Genomic DNA, 18,573 nt, shown 5'->3' with positions numbered 1-18,573 from the left:
ACGCCCTCATTACCGGGCCATTACTTTTTTAAGCTACCGACCATATCCTCCGGCTGAACCCACTCATCAAACTGCGCTTCGGTCAGATAGTCCAGTTTGAGCGCGGCGGCCTTCAGAGTCAGCCCTTCTTTGTGCGCTTTTTTGGCAATTTCTGCCGCTTTGTCATAGCCAATATGTGTATTCAGCGCCGTCACCAGCATCAGCGATTCGTTCAGCAACTGATTGATACGATTGTGATTCGGTTCGATACCTATCGCACAATGCTCGTCGAAGCTCTTCATACCATCAGCCAGCAGGCGAACCGATTGTAGGAAATTATGAATCACCATAGGTCGGTACACGTTCAGCTCAAAATTACCGGACGCCCCGCCGATATTCACCGCGACATCATTGCCCATCACCTGACAACACAGCATCGTCAGCGCTTCACACTGGGTTGGATTGACCTTACCCGGCATGATAGAGCTACCCGGTTCGTTTTCAGGAATACTCAATTCGCCGATACCACAGCGCGGGCCCGACGCCAGCCAGCGCACATCGTTAGCAATCTTCATTAACGATGCAGCCAGCCCCTTCAAAGCACCGTGCCCATGAACCAGCGCATCACAGGTCGCCAGCGCTTCGAATTTATTCGGCGAGGTAACAAACGGCTGACCGGTGAGTGTCGCCAGTTCCGCCGCCACGCGCACCGCATATTGAGGATGTGTGTTCAGCCCCGTACCAACCGCAGTGCCCCCCAGCGCCAGCTCGCAAATGTGAGGTACGCTGTTTTCGATATGCTTCAGGTTATGCTGCAACATCGCCGCCCAGCCGGAAATTTCCTGACCCAACGTCAGCGGTGTTGCATCCTGTAAATGCGTACGGCCGATCTTGACGATATCCTTAAACTGCTCGGCCTTAGACGCTAGCGTGGCGTGTAGCGCTTTCAACTCAGGAATCAGGTGTTCATTGATCGCGACCACGGCCGCAACATACATCGCTGTAGGGAAGACGTCGTTGGAACTCTGACTTTTGTTTACATCATCATTGGGATGAACCAGTCGGTTGTTGCCCCGCTCTCCCCCCAGCAGTTCACTGGCACGGTTAGCCAACACTTCGTTCATATTCATATTGCTTTGCGTGCCCGATCCCGTCTGCCAGATCGCTAACGGGAATTCCCCGGCATGCTTGCCTGCTAACACTTCGTCCGCTGCCTGAATAATCGCATTTCCTCGATCGGCAGGCAGAAGCGAGAGATCCATGTTGACGCGGGCCGCCGCACGCTTGGTTTGCGCCAATGCATAAATCAGCGCACGCGGCATTTTTTCTTCAGAAATACGGAAATGTTCCAGCGACCGCTGCGTTTGTGCGCCCCATAAACGTTCAGCAGGAACATCAATCGGCCCCATTGAGTCTTTTTCACTACGCGTCGTGCTCATTATCTTTCCTCCTTAAAAATATACATTTAACTAGTAGAAGACATTGAATCACATCGCTGGGCCTATTCTAGTAACACTCACTGGCCTGATAACACATATTGGTCTATTAACACTGTCTGGCATCGCGCTACATAAAACATTACCATGAAGCGAAGAAGATGCAGTGTATTCATAATCATTCAAGTAATTAACAGCCAGCATCACAGAAATTAACAATTAATGTAATAGTAGGAAGCCGACATGCAAAAAATGCTCAACTGCATCCAGCACTACGCCTGGGGCAGCAAACACGCCTTAACTGAGCTATACGGCATTGAAAATCCTAACGATTTACCTATGGCGGAACTGTGGATGGGTGCCCATCCTAAAAGCAGCTCGACGATTATGGATGAAAAAGGCAACATCCGTAACTTGCGGGACGTTATTGCCGAAGACGTAACGACGCATCTTGGCGCAACGATTGCGCAACGTTTCGGCGAGTTGCCCTTTTTATTTAAGGTATTGTGCGCGGAACAACCGCTTTCCATTCAGGTTCACCCCAGTAAAACAGCGGCAGAACAAGGTTTTGCGAAAGAAAATGCCGCTGGCATCGCGCTGAATGCCGCCGAAAGAAATTACAAAGATGCCAATCACAAACCGGAACTGGTCTATGCATTAACGCCTTTTCAGGCCATGAACGGGTTCCGAGAATTATCTGAAATTGTGTGCCTGCTGACGCCAGTTGCCAGCGCACATCCGTCAATCGCTGCGTTTTTACAACAACCCGACGCAAAGAATCTCGCCATGCTGTTCACCAACCTGTTGAGCATGGAAGGTGAGCAAAAATCACGTGCACTTGGCGTGCTGAAAGCCGCGTTAAACAGCCAGGATGACGAGCCCTGGGCGACTATTCGCTCGATTACACAATACTATTCTGATGACAGCGGATTGTTCTCCCCGCTGCTGCTGAATGTCATTACGCTGCAACCGGGCGAAGCTATGTTCCTGTTTGCTCAAACGCCGCATGCCTATCTGAAAGGCGTAGCATTAGAAGTCATGGCGAACTCGGATAACGTGCTGCGAGCTGGACTCACGCCAAAGTACATTGATATTCCCGAACTGCTGGATAATGTCGTGTTTGAAGCCAAACCCGCAAACCAGTTGCTGACGACGCCACGCCGACAGGGTTATGAACTCAGCTTCCCGATCCCTGTTGATGATTTTGCTTTTTCGCTGCACGAACTGGACCAGCGTCCACAAACGCTCAGCCAGAACAGTGCCGCCATTGTATTTTGTGTTGACGGTCATGCCGTCCTGCAAAAAAACGAGCAGCGGCTCTCGCTACGTCCGGGAGAATCCTGCTTTATTTCCGCCAGTGAGTCACCGATAACGGTTGAGGGACAGGGGCGTCTCGCTCGCGTATTTAACCGATAACTTGTTCTATACGCGGCGGTTACCTATGGGTAAGCTGCCAGCGTTTCGCGTTGAAAACGCGCATTTTTTTACTAAAGGATGAATAAAAATGAAAAAGTCGTTAGTCGCCGTAGGCATTATTGTTGCTCTGGGTGCCGTCTGGACCGGCGCATCCTGGTACACCGGCAAGCAGGTAGCTCAGCAGATTGATGGTTTTACCGATATGCTGAATACTAAGCTCAAGCAAAACTACCCGAACGCCGGATTGAAAGTAGTCTATCGCGACTATCAGGGCGGCGTATTCACTAGTACTCTGGCCTATGTTTTGCAGGCAGACGGCACGGCAAAAGGCGCACAGTTCCTGGCGCCCGGTGAAGAACTCGTTTTCAACGAAACCGTGTCTCACGGACCGTTCCCGCTGGCACAGCTCAAGAAATTCAACCTCATTCCGGCAATGGCCTCTGTTCATACCGAGTTAGCCAACACGCCGGCCGTCAAAGCATGGTTTGATTTGACTAAAGATAAACCGTTCTTTACGTCCGAGACTCGCGTCGCCTACAGCGGGGATACTCAGTCACTCATTACGTTGGCCCCTATCGACCATCAATCACCAGAACAAAAGTTTTCTTTCAGCGGTGCGGAAGCGCTACTGGATATCGGGCACGATCTGCGTAGCAGTAAGCTGGATACCACCATCAGCAGCGTGAAGATGGAAAGGAAAAATGCCTGGGGCCAGACAGAGAATGTGGATGTCACCGATTTATCCATCAAGGGAACCAATCAAAAAGGTAAATTCGATCTTGATTTAGGCGATGGCGCACTGTCTCTTAAAGCGATGACGTTTACCGTAGAAGGTGGCGAACCCGTTACGTTGAACGATTTTTCTTTAAAAAGTAGCGCAACGGAAGATGACAAAAATCTGGCGGGCAGCATGGCTGTGACGCTGGGCTCGTTAATCATCGGCGACCGCAATCTGGGGTCGGGTAACGTAAACATGTCTATCTCACAGCTTGATGGCGCGGGCACCAAGCAATTCCTCACAGCCTATCAGGAAAAGGTGCAGACACTCTTGCAGAATCCAACCGCAGTAGATCCCGATAATTATCAGCACGAAGTGGTCATGTCTGTACTGCAATATTTGCCACAACTACTGAAAGGTAACCCAAGCATTGAAATCTCCCCAATCAGTTGGAAAAATAGCAAGGGTGAAGGCACATTCATGCTGGCGCTGGATCTAACCGATCCGTTACAGAACACCGATAAAGCGAATGACCCAAGCCTATCGGATGAAGAAAAAATCATTCGCCAGTCGGTCAAAAAACTTGATGCAAAGCTCAATGTCCCGTTGGATATGCTGGCAGAGCTAATGATACAAGCCGGACCTAAACCGGCGAGTGATGAAGAGCAAAAGCAGGCGACAGAAATGGCGCAGCAGCAGGCTAAAATGATGGCGGACATCGGCCAAATGAACCAGTTGAGCGTCACGAAAAACAACACGATTACCAGTTCACTGAACTATGCCGATGGTCAGATTGACTTCAACGGTAATAATATCTCGCTGGCTGACTTCATCGCGCCTTATTTCTCCGTTCCAGCGGAAGAAGGTGAAGAATCTCTGCCTGGTGCACAGGAAGCGCCTGTTACGCCCCCGGCGCAATAAGCCATACAGGATAACATTACGTCCGAAAACACCCGGTGGCCGCACTTGCAGCCACCGGGTTTTCTGCCCGCCCTTTTCGTTTTGATTTTGAGATAACACCATGCCCGCGTTAAAACCCTTTCTGGAATCCCATCAGGCCGCCATCTACTTTGTTGCTGTGATAACGGCGGTGGTAACGGCTATGGTTTTGCCGGAAACAGAGCAATGGGATGCCGCGATTAATCCGGCGCTGGCGCTGATGCTGTTTGTCACGTTCCTGCAAGTTCCGCTGACTACGATCGGAAAAAGTATCACTCATGTCAGATTCATCGGCGCACTGCTCGTGGCCAATTTCATCGTGATTCCCTCATTGCTCGCGGCGTTATTGCCTTTTCTCCCTTCTGAACCGCTGGTCAAGCTGGGCATCCTGCTGGTGTTACTGGCACCCTGTATTGACTACGTGGTGACCTTCGCGCATCTGGGCCGTGCCGACGCTGTCCGCCTGCTGGCCTCAACACCTATTTTGCTGTTGCTGCAAATGCTAGCCTTGCCCTTCTATCTGACGCTGTTTCTCGGTGACGCCGCCGCCGGGCTCATCGTCTTTGCTCCCTTTATCGAGGCGTTTATCTGGTTGATTGCCGTGCCTTTAGCGCTGGCAGCGCTTCTGCAATGGCTGGCGGTACGCCAGCGCACGATGGCGGCATGTTCGGACGCTTTGGGCTATCTCCCCGTTCCGGCAACCGCTCTGGTGTTATTTATCGTGGTTGCGGCGGTGATTCCACAACTGCGTACCACCTGGGCATCCGTGTTGCTCGCGGTGCCGTTTTACCTACTCTTCGCGCTGCTGGCACCGCTACTCGGCTGGTTCACTGGCCGCGCTTTCCGGTTGGACTCCACTGGCGGACGCGCCGTAGCCTTTAGCGCCAGCACACGTAATTCTCTGGTTATTCTGCCGCTGGCGCTGGCAATACCGGGCGCCTTGCCCCTCCTTCCCGCCATCATCGTCAGCCAAACGTTAGTGGAGCTACTCAGTGAGCTCATTTATATCCGGGCGATTCCTAAGCTGAACGCACGTGATACCAGGCAGGAAAAGCCATAACAGTCTGGTTTTGCTCAATGGTTGCTCAGGGAGTGCGCGTTTCGGCGGTAACAATTGGCTATTTACCACGATTTCTTTTTATACTTTGTCATACGAGAAACCGTAATCAGACAATAACATTATGATTGATTTGAACCTGCCATTGACGGATATCCACCGCCATTTGGATGGCAATATCCGCGCCCAGAGTATTCTGGAGCTCGGACGCCAGTATAATGTCGCGTTACCCGCGCACGATCTTGAAGCGCTTCGCCCTCACGTTCAGATCACCCAAAATGAACCTGACCTGGTGAGCTTTCTACAAAAGCTCGACTGGGGTGTGGCCGTGCTCGGCTCACTGGACGCCTGTCGCCGCGTCGCTTATGAAAACGTTGAAGATGCCGTAAAAGCCGGGCTAGATTACGCCGAACTGCGTTTTTCTCCCTATTATATGGCGATGAACCACAAGCTTCCGGTTGCTGGCGTGGTTGAAGCGGTGATCGACGGTATTACCGCAGGTTGCCGTGATTTCGATACTGACATTCGTCTGATTGGCATCATGAGTAGGACATTCGGCACCGAGGCGTGCCAACAAGAGCTGGACGCCCTGCTGTCCCAGCGAGACCGCATCGTCGCACTCGATTTGGCTGGCGATGAATTGGGGCACCCTGGTGCGCTATTTACCTCCCATTTCCGACAGGCCCGCGATGCCGGCTGGCACATCACGGTTCACGCAGGAGAAGCCGCTGGGCCGGACAGTATCTGGCAAGCGATTAATCATCTGGGCGCAGAGCGTATCGGACACGGCGTGACTGCTATTATCGATCAGCGTCTGATGACGCACATGGCAGAACAGGGAATCGGAATTGAATCCTGCCTGACATCCAACATTCAGACCAGTACAGTAGAATCTCTGGATAAGCACCCGCTCATCCACTTCCTGCGTTATGAAATCCCCGCCACCATCAATACGGATGACCCGGCGGTTCAAGGCATAGAGATCCGCCACGAATATGAAATTGCAGCACCGCTTGCTGGTCTGACAGCGGTGGAAACCCGCAAAGCACAGGAAAACGGCCTGAACATTGCGTTTATCAGCGAGCAGGAAAAGCAGCAACTGCGTAAAAAGGTTCTGCGTAAACGTAGCGCGACCTGATAGCGCACGCTGTAATAACTACTCAATGCCATACGAAAAAACGGCTAACTATTGTTAGCCGTTTGACATAAAGCAGTTACAAATAAGTTACATAAATCAGCTGCTCGGATTCATCGAAGAATGGTGCGTGGTGATCAACCACTGTTTGCCATCCCAAGCGTAAGTATAGGTATATCGTGCTTTGGCTACGCTACCATCCCCGAATGTGAAGGTGTAGGTTCCGGTATCAACGGCCTTATTACAGCCGATACGGATCGTACTGGTGTCAATCTTACCGACCGGCTTTTTCGCTAGAAAATGTTCAAAATAGTCGATACGCTCTGCGTCAGTCGTACGCGGTTTATCGGACAGCGTCGGCAGCAGCACCGCGTCTGGCGCATAGTTTTTCGCAACCTTCTTCGCATCCCCCGTCTGTAGCGATGCATTCCAACGGTCAAACAACGAGGCAATCTCTTTTTTATTGGTCTTCACACAATCCATATGTTGAGCGGCCTGAACGGAGGTGGAAGCTAACGCCCCTAGCATTGCTAAAGTTACTACCGTTTTTTTTAACATATTTTCTCGATCTCAAATGAAAATTATCATCAACTGCATCCTGCTCTATCGATAATGAATCTTGATGAGCCAACATTGTTATAACGTAACAGATCGAAAAAATGATAAACTCTAGAAACTATCACTGTAATAGATTATTTTTTGTGTTTCCGGGTAGTTACAAATGATTGTTACAAGTGATAGCGACAAATAACAACGCCCCGACCTGATTCAGGCCGGGGCGTTTGTCATGTGAGAGAGAACAATAATCTCTTATTGACGAGGCGTATCCTGTTCTTTCTGTAGCCGTTTAGCATAACGCTGAGCCAATGCAGCGCACACCATCAACTGGATTTGATGGAAAATCATTAACGGCAGCACCATCGCACCGACAGCCGCAGCAGGAAACAGTACGTTGGCCATCGGGATCCCATTCGCCAGGCTCTTCTTCGAACCACAGAACACAATGGTAATTTCATCGGCGGTGTTAAAGCCCAGTTTGCGCGCAGCGAGCGTATTGACCACCAGCACAATCGCTAACAGCACCATCGAACAGCCAACGACCGCGAGCAATGACCAGCCGTTGATTTGTCCCCAAATCCCTTGCACAACCGCCTCACTGAAAGCGACATACACTACTAAAAGAATGGATGACCGGTCAGTAATATTAATTAGCTTACGGTGACGAGCGACCCAGCCAGCAATCAGCGGACGAGACAGATGTCCAATCACGAAAGGCACCATTAACTGCATAATAATGGAACCGATGGCGTGCAACGTATCGGTCTCCCCGCCCTGCGTATGCATCAGCAAACCGACAAGAATCGGCGAAAGGAACACGCCCAGGATACTGGATGCTGATGCACTACAGATCGCCGCCGCCACGTTGCCGCCAGCCATTGAGGTATAAGCAATCGCCGACTGCACCGTCGCTGGGAGCGCACACAGATAGAGGAAGCCAAGGTATAATGTTGGCGTCAGCACCACTGGTGACAGCAGACTCATGCCGATGCCCAGTAGCGGGAACAGAATAAACGTGCTGGCAAACACCACCAGATGCAAACGCCAATGTCCCATACCGGCGGTAATCGCTTCACGCGAGAGCTTTGCACCGTGCATAAAGAACAACAGAGCAATCGCCGCGGTTGTCAGATTTTCAAAGAAAACTTTCGCGATACCTTGAGCAGGAAGAATCGATGCTGTCACGACAACCAGAATTAAAACCAATAAGAACTTATCAATGCGTAACCGTTGTAACCACCCCATGCCTGACACCTTTCCCCTAGCCTGTTATCGATCGACTTCACACCCGAACAAGACGGGCGACCCGAAGATCGCCCAAAAACAGTAGTCTATGGCGCTCCTAAGAGCGCCAGTTTAAGCAAAGCGTTAACTATCTGGAATAAAACACAATAAATCTAGCTATTTTTCAGCGTAACGGCTTTTTTCTGCTCATGAGAAAGCAGCCCCAGTTCGATGAGTTCCATCACCTGAATTGCCTGATGTACGCTGACGGGGTTTTCTCCCTTACCGAGCAACGCATCGCGCACGGCAGCATAGTAAGCCGGATAGTTGCCCGGCATCGTGGCGATCGTTTGCTCCGCCATGATGCCATCGCGCGACAACGTCAGCACGCCATCACGCTTATCCTGCCCCCAATCGGCCAGCGGCGGACGTTCACCCGCTTTCAGACGATCTTCCTGTGGGTCAAGGCCGTATTTGACAAAGCTACCGCGCGTCCCGTGCACGGTATAACGTGCAGAAGCCGCCGCCACCAGCATACTGGCATGCAGAACCACCCGGCGCTGCGGGTAAATCAGCGTCGCATGGAAATAATCCGTTGCCTTGCTCCCCGGTCTCAATTGCGCCATGTCCACCTGAATCGCGACCGGTAAACCAAACAGTTCCAGCGCCTGATCCAGCAAATGCGGCCCCAGATCGTACCAAATCCCGCTGCCTTCACTGCCGTCTTCACGCCAGCGCTGGCGCACTTCAGGACGGAAACGATCGAAATGTGATTCCATGTACACCACATTCCCTAACGTTCCCGCTGACAGTAGCTGTTTCAGCGTCAGAAAATCACTGTCCCAGCGGCGGTTATGGAAAACAGAAAGCACCTTTCCAACCCGTTCAGCCACCACACCCAGTTCATGGGCTTGTGACAACGTCACCGTGAAAGGTTTATCGACAACGACGTGCTTACCCGCTTCCAGCGCCTGTTTCGCCAGCGGGAAATGCGTGTCGTTGGGGGTAGGAATAACAATGAGGTCAATATCGGGATCGTTAAACAGCGCCTGAGGGGTTTTCTCTACTCGCAGATTTGCCCAATCCGCATGCACTTTTTCAGCACTACTGCTGGACACAGCCACCAGCTCCATACCAGCCGTACCGGCAATCAACGGCGCGTGGAATGACTTACTGGCATAACCGTAGCCCAGTAGCCCAACGCGAACAGTCTCACTCATGACGATTCCCCTTAACGTAAGTTTGACTTTGTGATTTCTCACTCAGTATATACCCGTCATCCGCCAGATTGCAGAAAGGGATCACGCCAGGGGAATCTGGCACAATTCAGAATATTAACCGCCTACGGCACTGGGCATCCGCTCGCCCCACGTCACAGGCAGCATTTTAGCTGCCGGATAGTTGATTTCACTGCTGCGTCGGCGGAAATCACTGGGGCTGACGCCGACTCGCTTACGGAACACACGTGAAAAATAGAGCTGGTCGTCATACCCCACCACGCGGCCAATGTTAGCGATAGATTCCTGCGTCGTCTGCAATAACAGCTTGGCGCGAATCACGCGCTGATCTTCACGCCAGCGCAGGATATTAATCCCCACCTGCTCGCGGAAAAGATGCGCCAGCCGCGACGGCGATAAGCAAACGTGGCGTGCCACTTCGTCAATACGCAGTTCGTCGGCCAGATTGCTGGTAATAAACTGGCAGGCCTCTATTACACGCGGATCCATGATCTTCTGCGGACTTTGCGGGTCTTCTTCCATCGCTCTGAGCAACAGACGCTCCAGCAGATTCATGCCCAACTCTTCTGAAAAACGCCGCCCAGAACGCTGTGTCTGCTCAATATTGGCAAACAGCCTATCGAACTCCAGCAGCAGTTGGTTATTTGGCAGGCTCATGCGGCCAATACCGCTGCTTTTAGTATGCCATTCCAGCCAGTCTGCCCAATAGGCGCGCGGGCGAAAATAGACCCAGCGGTGATACCAGCAGTCGCTGCTCGGTGAGCGGCCATAAAAATGCTTCGATTTCGGCGGGAACAACAGCAAATCGCCGGGATTACAGAGAAAGGTCTCATCACCATCAAAGACCTGCCCCTGTCCCTTCATGGTGAGATTAATGATGTAGCCTTTCATACCATCGGGGCGATCAATAAAGAAATCGAGTGGCCCATCAGCCAAAATCGGCGTCAGGCCTGCCACGAGATAAGCGTTGAACGAATATCCCGGCAGCAGCGGATTAGGCTGAGATTCATGCGCCATACGGTGATACATCGAGCCTCCGGTACACGCTAGTAATGAGAGAAAGCGGCAGAATGACTCACCTGCCGCACGGGCATTTACACCGTTTTCTTTGCCAACTGTTTGTAGCGGTCAAAGATAACCGCCGCCAGCAGAATCAAACCGCGCACCACATACTGGGCAAACGGCGAGATATTCAGCAGGTTCATCGCGTTCTCCACCGTCCCCAAAATCAGCACGCCGGCCACCACGTAAGAAATTTTGCCGATCCCGCCTTTCAGCGACACACCGCCTAGCACACAAGCAGAAATCACGATCAGCTCATACCCGATGGAAGTCATTGGCTGGCCGCTGGTCATACGCGAGGCCAGAATGATCCCCGCTGCGGCAGAGACCAAACCGGACAAGGCGAAGATGATAATCTTGGTACGCACTACCGGCACCCCAGCCAGACGCGCTGCCTCTTCATTGCCCCCAATCGCCAGCGTATTGCGACCAAAGGTCGTTTTGTTCAGCAGCAGGCCAAACACAATCATGCAGCCTATCGTGATCCAGATTGGCGCAGGCAAGCCCAGCCAGTTGGCATAGCCCAGCGCGAAGAAACGCTCATCTTCAATCCCTACCGCTTTACCGTCGGAAATGATGTACGCCAAGCCGCGCGCAATCTGCATGGTCGCCAACGTGGTGATCAGCGCGTTGATCTTCAAACGAGCAATCACGAAACCGTTGAGCAAACCGAACGCCACACCTAACAGCAGCCCGGCACTCACACCGATCCACAGGCTTTCACTGATATTGATCACCACCGCCGTGGCTACCCCGGCACAGGCAATGATGGAGGCCACCGACAGGTCGAAATCGCCAGAGGCTAGACAGAACAGCATCCCGCAGGCCACTATGCCCGACATGGAGATCGCCAGTCCCAGCCCTTTCATATTGATAAACGTCGCGAAATTCGGGACAAAAATCGCACACCCCAGAAACAACACGGCAAAAACCACCAGCATGCCGTAGTTATCCCAAATGCGGGACAATCCCGTACCGCTGTTCTTCTTTTCTGAGGTGGCAGACGTAACCGTTGACATTATTTTGCTCCTTCGCGGTCAGGCAACCGCAGATTCGATATCGGGGGTTCGTAACATAGCCAGACTGAGCACCTTCTGCTCCGTGGCATCATCATGCTGCAACTCACCGGAAATAGCCCCTTCGCGCATAACAATGATCCGGTCGGCCAGCCCGAGCACTTCTGGCAAATCGCTGGAGGCAAACAGCACCGCGATCCCCTGATTCGCCAGTTCATAGATGACATGATAAATTTCATGCTTCGCGCCGACGTCAATGCCGCGCGTAGGTTCATCAAGCAAAATGACTTTCATCTCTTCAGACAGCCAGCGACCAAGAATGGCTTTCTGCTGGTTTCCGCCGGAAAGATTCATAATCAGTTGTTCATCGGACGGTGTTTTGATGTTCAATGCGTCAATACGCTGTGCAGCGTTATCCGCTTCCCACTGATTATTAATAATAAAACCGTCTCTCAGGCTTTTACGCCTCGCGCTGATATTGATATTGTCACGCACCGAATGCACCGGAATGATACCGTCGGCTTTACGATCCTCCGGGCAAAGCATCATGCCCTGACGAATCGCATCAATGGGGGAATTCACCACCAGCGGTTTACCATCCAGCAGCACCTGACCGCTGGTAATTTTGGTCGCCCCAAACAGCCCCTTCATCAGTTCGCTGCGGCCAGCCCCTACCAGCCCAAATAGCCCGACGATTTCCCCCTGCCTTACGTTCAGGGACACCGTGGATTTCACGCCCGGCGCTTTGACGTCTTTCAGCGTCAAACGCGCGTCGCCGTGCGGGCGCGGCGCATAGCCATAGATATCCCCCAGGTTACGTCCAACCATCGCCTGTACCAGCGACTCATGGTTCACCTGATGCATATCGTCAAATGTGCGCACATAGCGACCATCTTTAAACACAGTAATGGCATCGCTCAGCGCAAAAATTTCTTCCATCCGGTGCGAAACGTACAAAATGACCCTGCCTTCACGACGCAATTCTTTAATCACACGGAAAAGCTGCTCGATTTCACGGGCAGACAGCGAACTAGTCGGTTCATCAAAAGCAATGATTTTGGCGTTACGGGCCAGCGCCTTGGCGATTTCCACCATCTGCCATTGCCCGATAGACAGGTATTTCAGCGGGGTATCAGGATCGATATCCAATCCGAGATGCTGTAGCTGGAGCTTAGCTTCATAGCGCAGCAGCGGGTAGTTCACCATGCCGTATTTATGCGGCAGTTGACCCAGATAGATGTTCTCGGCGACCGTCATTTCCGGCACCAGATGCAGTTCCTGATAAATGATGGCAACCCCCGTATTCAGGGCATCCATCGTGTTAGCAAACTGTACAGGTTTACCCTGAATATGAATTTCACCTGCGGACGGTGAATAGTTGCCGCTCAGGATCTTTAACAGCGTCGATTTGCCCGCTCCGTTTTCCCCCATCAATGCATGGATCTGGCCGGCATGGCAGGAAAAACTGATATCCGACAGTGCTTTAACACCGGGAAACTCTTTACCGATCCCATGAAATGACAAATAGGGTGACTGTGCAGCCATCTCTGTTTCCTCATAACAATGCAGGTAACGCGCGGATAACCTCGACCAGCGTTATGCCGATCGGCGTTATCCGCATCGTGACAAAATCAGGCGTGATTACATCAGGCCTTTTTTCTCCAGTTCGACCTTAAAGTTGTCACGGGTGATCAGCACCACGTCAGTCACTTCGGTGAATTTCTCCGGTTCAACGCCTTTGGTGACCCAGTCGTTCAGCATCTGGATACTCTTATAACCGTGAATATCCGGGCTGGGCAGCAGTGAACCAAAGAAGCCCGTCGCTTGGCCTTTGGACAGTTCACTTACCGCGTCCACACCATTAATACCGATACCAATGACGTTTTCCGCTTTAAAGCCCTGACCTTCTGTCGCACGCACGCCCCCCAGCACGGTGTTGTCATTCATGCCGACAATCAGCCAGTTTTTCACTTTCGGGTGCTGAACCAGCATCGAGTTGGCGGCGTCGAACGCGCCGGGGATATCGTTAGATTTGGTGGGAACCTGATAGATCTGTTTTTCAGGGAAGCCTGCGGCTTTCAACGCTTCCATCGAACCAGAGGTACGGCGACGTGCGGTATCCAGTTCGTTAGCAGTAATCGCCATCACGGCGGTTTCATCCACCTTCCAGCCACGTTTATTCATCTCTTTATACAGTTCCTGCCCCTGACGCTCGCCAATTTTGGTGGCGGCCATCATCACCAGCGGCACGGTATCCATCGGCTGGCCTTTGGCATTGACGAACTGATCGTCAACGGCAATCACTTTCAGATCGTAGCTGCGTGCTTTCGCCATAATGGCAGGCCCCAACTTCGGATCAGGCGTACAGATAACAAAACCTTTTGCTCCACTGGCCGCCAGACTGTCAATCGCGTTCAGGGTCTTTTCCCCATCGGGAACCGCAATCTTTATCACATCAAAACCGAGATCTTTTCCTGCTTTATCAGCAAATTTCCATTCGGTCTGGAACCAAGGCTCTTCCGGTTGTTTAACCAGAAATCCCAGCTTTGCGTTCTCTGCCATAGCTGATTGTGACATAACCGCAGCCAACCCGATGGCTGCCAGCGCCTTAGTGAATTTATGCATGATGTTCTCCGGTGTAATTATCTTTTCGTTCGCCAGCAACGCCGACACGCGTTCGCGTTGTGGGTAAGGTATTTCCGGGCTGGTAAAGGAAAAACACAGACTTAGCGCAGTTCCTTTACTGAGTAGCATTCAGACGCTTTATGTTTTAGTCGTTATTTCAGGTCCGAATATAGAGCTTTATCACATCACGGAACAATGACAGGTTTGTGCATACATTTAGCAATTTTAACCAATCATTAACCTTTGACGGGCTTCACACAATGGCTGCGGGCGACAGAAAAATACATACTTCCAGCTAACCACTCCTAACCGCCTCTTCCTGTCCCTGCCTATCGTAAACAGTAATGATTTGGGATTAATGAGGAGCAAAGCATGAGTGCGGGCGCTATTACGATTGGCCTCGACTTCGGCAGTGATTCGGTACGCGCCTTAGCCGTTGACTGCCAAAGCGGGCAAGAGCTGGAAACAGAAGTGGTCTACTACCCCCGTTGGCGTGCGGGTAAATATTGTCAGCCTGCCAACAACCAGTTCCGACACCACCCGCTGGACTATATCGAATCACTCGAACAGGCGATTAAGGTGGTGGTTTCCCGTCTGACGAACGAACAACGGCAACACATCATTGGCATCGGCGTGGATTCGACCGGATCCACACCCGCACCGATTGATGAGCAAGGCCAAATTCTGGCGCTGCGTCCTGACTTTGCCGACAATCCCAATGCCATGTTTGTGCTGTGGAAAGACCACACGGCAATAGAAGAAGCGGAAACCATCAATACGCTGTGCCGGAGCGGCCAGTTCCCGGATTACACCCGTTATATCGGCGGCGTTTACTCGTCTGAGTGGTTCTGGGCCAAAATCCTGCATGTCTCGCGCCACGATGAAGCCGTGCGTCAAGCAGCCGTTTCCTGGATCGAACTGTGTGACTGGGTGCCCGCTCTGCTTTCCGGTACGCAAGCGCCTGCCGATATTCGCCGTGGCCGGTGCAGCGCCGGACACAAATCACTCTGGCACCCGAGTTGGGGCGGACTGCCGCCGAAAGATTTCTTGCACGCCCTCGATCCCTGCCTGACCGAAACATTGCAGTACCCGCTGTTTACCGATACCTGGACCGCCGAACAGCCGGTCGGAACCATTACCGCAGAGTGGGCGCAGCGGCTCGGCATCCCCGAAACCGTCATCCTGGCGGGCGGCGCGTTTGACTGCCACGTTGGCACCGTCGGCGCAGGCGCACAGCCGTATACGTTGGTCAAAGTGATTGGTACGTCCACCTGCGACATTTTGATCGCCGACGACGCACGCATTGCCGATCGCACCATCGCCGGTATTTGTGGGCAGGTCGACGGCAGTGTTGTTCCCGGCTATATCGGCCTCGAAGCAGGACAGTCCGCTTTCGGCGATATGTATGCCTGGTTTGGGCGGCTGTTGGGTTGGTCATTACAGGAAGCGGCGAAAGACTATGCCGAACAAGGTCATCCCGAACTCAAAACATCATTACAAGCGATGGAAGCCAAACTGCTGGAACGGCTTACCCGTAGCTGGGAAGAAAATCCCACGCTGGATCACTTACCTGTCGTGCTGGACTGGTTTAATGGCCGCAGAACGCCGTTCGCCAATCAGCGACTCAAAGGCGTGATTACCGATCTCAATCTGGGTACCGATGCCCCCACGCTGTTCGGCGGTTTTATTGCCGCGACGGCCTTTGGCGCACGCGCGATTATGGAATGTTTTGAAGATCAAGGCGTCCCCGTCGAGAACGTACTGGCACTGGGCGGCATCGCCCGAAAATCCCCTGTCATCATGCAGGTATGTACCGATGTGATGAATCGTCCCGTGCAGATCGTCGCCTCCGATCAGTGCTGTGCCCTCGGTGCCGCGATCTTTGCCGCCGTCGCCGCTGGCGTTCACGGAGATATCCCAACGGCACAGCAGCATATGGCCAGCGGCATAGAACGCACCTTAATGCCAGACAGCCAACGTGTTGCCCGTTATCAGCAACTTTATGCGCGCTATCAGCAGTGGTGCCGCCTCGCGGAACCGGCCTACAGCCCAACGTCTACGGCAAAAAACTAATTTTTATCCCTCTGGGATCACGTTACAGGAGTCATCATGGATCATTTTAAGCAGCTTGAAGTCTGGTTCGTCATCGGTAGCCAGCACCTCTACGGGCCGGAAACGTTACGTCAGGTAAAAGAGAACGCGGAAAAGGTCGTCGCCGGGTTAAATCAACAGGCCAATCTGCCGGTTAAACTGGTGCTGAAGCCGCTGGTGAAAACACCGGACGAAATTCTGGCGCTGTGTCGCGATGCCAACTATCAGGATAACTGCATCGGTCTGCTGACCTGGCTGCATACCTTTTCGCCAGCCAAGATGTGGATTGGCGGTCTGAGCGTACTCAATAAACCACTGCTGCAATTCCACACCCAGTTCAATGCCGAAGTACCGTGGGACACCATGGACATGGATTTTATGAACCTGAACCAGACCGCGCACGGCGGACGCGAATTTGGCTTCATCGGCGCTCGGATGCGTCAGGCGCATCAGGTGGTCGTTGGTCACTGGCAGGATAAGAACGCGCATATCCGTATCGGGAAATGGATGCGGGTTGCTGCCGCCATTCAGGAAAGCAAACAGCTGAAGGTCGCGCGCTTTGGCGACAACATGCGTGAAGTGGCCGTTACCGAAGGTGATAAAGTCGGCGCACAAATTCAGTTCGGTTATTCCGTCAGCGCCTGGGGACTGGGTGATTTAACCGCCCTGGTTGATGCGGTATCCAAAGGCGATATCGATGCGTTGGTCGACGAATACGAATCCAGCTACCAGTTAACGGATGCGGTGAAGCTCAACGGCGCTAATCGCCAGAATCTGCTGGATGCTGCACAGATCGAACTCGGAATGAAGCGCTTTCTGGAACAAGGCGGCTATCACGCGTTCACCACCGATTTTGAAAATCTGTACGGTTTGAAGCAGCTACCGGGGCTGGCGGTACAGCGTCTGATGCAACAAGGCTATGGCTTCGGCGGCGAAGGCGACTGGAAAACCGCCGCGCTACTGCGCATCATGAAAGTGATGGCCGGAGGTTTGTCAGGCGGGACGTCCTTCATGGAGGACTACACCTATAACTTCCAAAACGATAACAATCTGGTCGTCGGTTCCCACATGCTGGAAGTCTGCCCCACTATCGCGAAGGAACAGAAACCGATTCTGGATGCGCAATACCTTGGCATTGGTGGAAAAGCCGACCCTGCTCGTCTGATTTTCTCTACGCCAGCTGGCCCATCACTCAACGCCAGCGTGATCGACATGGGCGACCGTTTCAGAATGCTGGTAAATTTGGTCGATACGATCGAGCAACCGCACCCACTGCCTAAATTGCCGGTTGCCCGCGCCATCTGGAAAGCGCAGCCGTCGCTGGAAGTTGCAGCGGAAGCCTGGATTCTGGCAGGCGGTGCGCACCATACTGTCTTTAGTCAGGCGTTGGATCTCGAACACATGCGGCTCTACGCAGAAATGCAGAACATTGAACTGCTGGTGATCGACAACGAAACCCGACTCCACGAATTCAAAGATGCCCTACGTTGGAACGAGGTGTACTACAAACTGTGTAGTCGCTAGACGCAAATATCAGGGGCAGATTCCCGCACAATCTGCCCCGTTATCGTCACCCTCATTCCATGCGCCGGTTTACCATCGTCCTGCCGCTCACCATTGACTTAAACGCCATCGTATTTTCTGTCAATCCGTTATTTTTATTTTCATTTTTTTGTTGTTGAAAAATAAGCGTACTTTTATTACATCGCCCCCTAGACAGGCTTTCTCGCTTGCATATACTTAGTCATCTCAATCACATAACTATTAGACCCATCACCATGACCGTTCATGACTATTTGCTCAAATTCAGGAAAGTCAGCTCAACAGAAAGTCTGGAAAAACTCTTTGATCACCTCAATTATTCTCTGACAGATAGTCAGGAAATCATCAACATGTATCGTGCCGCGGATCATCGGCGGGCTGAACTGGCATCCGGCGGGCGCTTATTCGATATCGGCTGTGTGCCAAAATCCGTCTGGCATCACGTCCTGTAACCATAAAGCGTTATCAGCGATAAAAAGAATAATTATGCAATAATTTCCTTCCGGGCTATTGCTCAGAACATACCCTTCGTGGTTG

Annotated in this window: 15 protein-coding genes; 7 read left to right on the top strand and 8 right to left on the bottom strand. The window is 52.3% G+C overall.

Translation table 11 applies throughout. The annotated features are described in order from the left end of the window. Window positions 1-20 precede the first annotated feature (20 nt). The gene (gene fumC / locus ACKQAD_RS10980) at window positions 21-1,418 is read right to left on the bottom strand and encodes a class II fumarate hydratase (RefSeq protein WP_409160191.1); all 1,398 of its coding nucleotides are present in this window, start codon (window positions 1,416-1,418) and stop codon (window positions 21-23) included. A 240-nt stretch (window positions 1,419-1,658) separates the two neighbouring features. Here fumC and manA point away from each other — a divergent pair, with 240 nt between their 5' ends. The 4 genes from manA to add all read left to right on the top strand — a co-directional run bounded on the left by manA (window position 1,659) and on the right by add (window position 6,683). Further along, window positions 1,659-2,831, top strand: a complete 1,173-nt coding sequence (gene manA / locus ACKQAD_RS10975; protein ID WP_409160190.1) for a mannose-6-phosphate isomerase — start codon at window positions 1,659-1,661, stop codon at window positions 2,829-2,831. Window positions 2,832-2,919: 88 nt separating this feature from the next. Continuing rightward, window positions 2,920-4,470 (top strand): YdgA family protein, encoded by a 1,551-nt coding sequence (locus ACKQAD_RS10970; RefSeq protein ID WP_409160189.1) that lies wholly within the window; start codon window positions 2,920-2,922, stop codon window positions 4,468-4,470. A gap of 100 nt (window positions 4,471-4,570) precedes the next feature. Continuing rightward, window positions 4,571-5,548 carry an arsenic resistance protein gene (locus ACKQAD_RS10965; RefSeq protein ID WP_409160188.1) on the top strand — a complete coding sequence of 326 codons (978 nt, stop codon included), beginning with the start codon at window positions 4,571-4,573 and terminating at the stop codon, window positions 5,546-5,548. 121 nt (window positions 5,549-5,669) lie between these two features. Further along, complete coding sequence (add, locus tag ACKQAD_RS10960; protein ID WP_409160187.1) at window positions 5,670-6,683, top strand: adenosine deaminase; 1,014 nt, start codon at window positions 5,670-5,672, stop codon at window positions 6,681-6,683. A gap of 96 nt (window positions 6,684-6,779) precedes the next feature. Here the strand turns inward: add and ACKQAD_RS10955 are convergent, their stop codons facing one another. From ACKQAD_RS10955 to ACKQAD_RS10925, 7 genes are all read right to left on the bottom strand, one after another. Then, complete coding sequence (locus tag ACKQAD_RS10955; RefSeq protein WP_409160186.1) at window positions 6,780-7,238, bottom strand: SgcJ/EcaC family oxidoreductase; 459 nt, start codon at window positions 7,236-7,238, stop codon at window positions 6,780-6,782. Between the two features lie 252 nt (window positions 7,239-7,490). Next, a complete protein-coding gene (locus tag ACKQAD_RS10950; protein ID WP_409160185.1) occupies window positions 7,491-8,483 on the bottom strand; it encodes a bile acid:sodium symporter family protein in 993 nt (330 codons plus the stop codon). A gap of 152 nt (window positions 8,484-8,635) precedes the next feature. Then, window positions 8,636-9,682: an oxidoreductase gene (locus tag ACKQAD_RS10945; RefSeq protein WP_409160184.1), complete on the bottom strand. Its 1,047-nt coding sequence runs from the start codon at window positions 9,680-9,682 to the stop codon at window positions 8,636-8,638. A gap of 114 nt (window positions 9,683-9,796) precedes the next feature. Continuing rightward, window positions 9,797-10,729: an arabinose operon transcriptional regulator AraC gene (gene araC, locus ACKQAD_RS10940; protein ID WP_409160183.1), complete on the bottom strand. Its 933-nt coding sequence runs from the start codon at window positions 10,727-10,729 to the stop codon at window positions 9,797-9,799. A 65-nt stretch (window positions 10,730-10,794) separates the two neighbouring features. Continuing rightward, window positions 10,795-11,781 carry an L-arabinose ABC transporter permease AraH gene (gene araH, locus ACKQAD_RS10935; protein WP_409160182.1) on the bottom strand — a complete coding sequence of 329 codons (987 nt, stop codon included), beginning with the start codon at window positions 11,779-11,781 and terminating at the stop codon, window positions 10,795-10,797. An 18-nt stretch (window positions 11,782-11,799) separates the two neighbouring features. Further along, window positions 11,800-13,323 (bottom strand): L-arabinose ABC transporter ATP-binding protein AraG, encoded by a 1,524-nt coding sequence (araG, locus tag ACKQAD_RS10930; protein WP_409160181.1) that lies wholly within the window; start codon window positions 13,321-13,323, stop codon window positions 11,800-11,802. 96 nt (window positions 13,324-13,419) lie between these two features. After that, complete coding sequence (locus tag ACKQAD_RS10925) at window positions 13,420-14,403, bottom strand: arabinose ABC transporter substrate-binding protein (protein WP_409160213.1); 984 nt, start codon at window positions 14,401-14,403, stop codon at window positions 13,420-13,422. Between the two features lie 372 nt (window positions 14,404-14,775). On the opposite strand from ACKQAD_RS10925, the gene ACKQAD_RS10920 reads away from it, so the two are divergent. From ACKQAD_RS10920 to ydgT, 3 genes are all read left to right on the top strand, one after another. Then, window positions 14,776-16,476: a ribulokinase gene (locus tag ACKQAD_RS10920; RefSeq protein WP_409160180.1), complete on the top strand. Its 1,701-nt coding sequence runs from the start codon at window positions 14,776-14,778 to the stop codon at window positions 16,474-16,476. A gap of 36 nt (window positions 16,477-16,512) precedes the next feature. Further along, on the top strand, window positions 16,513-18,018 hold the full coding sequence (gene araA, locus ACKQAD_RS10915) for an L-arabinose isomerase (protein WP_409160179.1): 1,506 nt from the start codon (window positions 16,513-16,515) through the stop codon (window positions 18,016-18,018). A 254-nt stretch (window positions 18,019-18,272) separates the two neighbouring features. Beyond that, the gene (gene ydgT, locus ACKQAD_RS10910) at window positions 18,273-18,488 is read left to right on the top strand and encodes a transcription modulator YdgT (protein ID WP_129711257.1); all 216 of its coding nucleotides are present in this window, start codon (window positions 18,273-18,275) and stop codon (window positions 18,486-18,488) included. Window positions 18,489-18,573: the final 85 nt, after the last annotated feature.

It is taken from the genome of Pectobacterium artocarpous, assembly GCF_046159765.1.
Classification (GTDB): Bacteria; Pseudomonadota; Gammaproteobacteria; order Enterobacterales; family Enterobacteriaceae; genus Pectobacterium.
The sequence above is the reverse complement of the archived record's forward strand: the minus strand, read 5'-3'. Positions and strand labels throughout refer to the sequence as shown.

Bases quoted from the DNA above. Each gene is read 5' to 3' on its own strand.
- araA (WP_409160179.1), top strand. From the start codon at position 16,513: ATGGATCATTTTAAGCAGCTTGAAGTCTGGTTCGTCATCGGTAGCCAG.
- ACKQAD_RS10925 (WP_409160213.1), bottom strand. From the start codon at position 14,403: ATGCATAAATTCACTAAGGCGCTGGCAGCCATCGGGTTGGCTGCGGTT.
- araH (WP_409160182.1), bottom strand. From the start codon at position 11,781: ATGTCAACGGTTACGTCTGCCACCTCAGAAAAGAAGAACAGCGGTACG.
- ACKQAD_RS10965 (WP_409160188.1), top strand. From the start codon at position 4,571: ATGCCCGCGTTAAAACCCTTTCTGGAATCCCATCAGGCCGCCATCTAC.
- ydgT (WP_129711257.1), top strand. From the start codon at position 18,273: ATGACCGTTCATGACTATTTGCTCAAATTCAGGAAAGTCAGCTCAACA.
- add (WP_409160187.1), top strand. From the start codon at position 5,670: ATGATTGATTTGAACCTGCCATTGACGGATATCCACCGCCATTTGGAT.
- araC (WP_409160183.1), bottom strand. From the start codon at position 10,729: ATGTATCACCGTATGGCGCATGAATCTCAGCCTAATCCGCTGCTGCCG.
- ACKQAD_RS10945 (WP_409160184.1), bottom strand. From the start codon at position 9,682: ATGAGTGAGACTGTTCGCGTTGGGCTACTGGGCTACGGTTATGCCAGT.
- fumC (WP_409160191.1), bottom strand. From the start codon at position 1,418: ATGAGCACGACGCGTAGTGAAAAAGACTCAATGGGGCCGATTGATGTT.
- araG (WP_409160181.1), bottom strand. From the start codon at position 13,323: ATGGCTGCACAGTCACCCTATTTGTCATTTCATGGGATCGGTAAAGAG.
- ACKQAD_RS10920 (WP_409160180.1), top strand. From the start codon at position 14,776: ATGAGTGCGGGCGCTATTACGATTGGCCTCGACTTCGGCAGTGATTCG.
- ACKQAD_RS10970 (WP_409160189.1), top strand. From the start codon at position 2,920: ATGAAAAAGTCGTTAGTCGCCGTAGGCATTATTGTTGCTCTGGGTGCC.
- ACKQAD_RS10955 (WP_409160186.1), bottom strand. From the start codon at position 7,238: ATGTTAAAAAAAACGGTAGTAACTTTAGCAATGCTAGGGGCGTTAGCT.
- ACKQAD_RS10950 (WP_409160185.1), bottom strand. From the start codon at position 8,483: ATGGGGTGGTTACAACGGTTACGCATTGATAAGTTCTTATTGGTTTTA.
- manA (WP_409160190.1), top strand. From the start codon at position 1,659: ATGCAAAAAATGCTCAACTGCATCCAGCACTACGCCTGGGGCAGCAAA.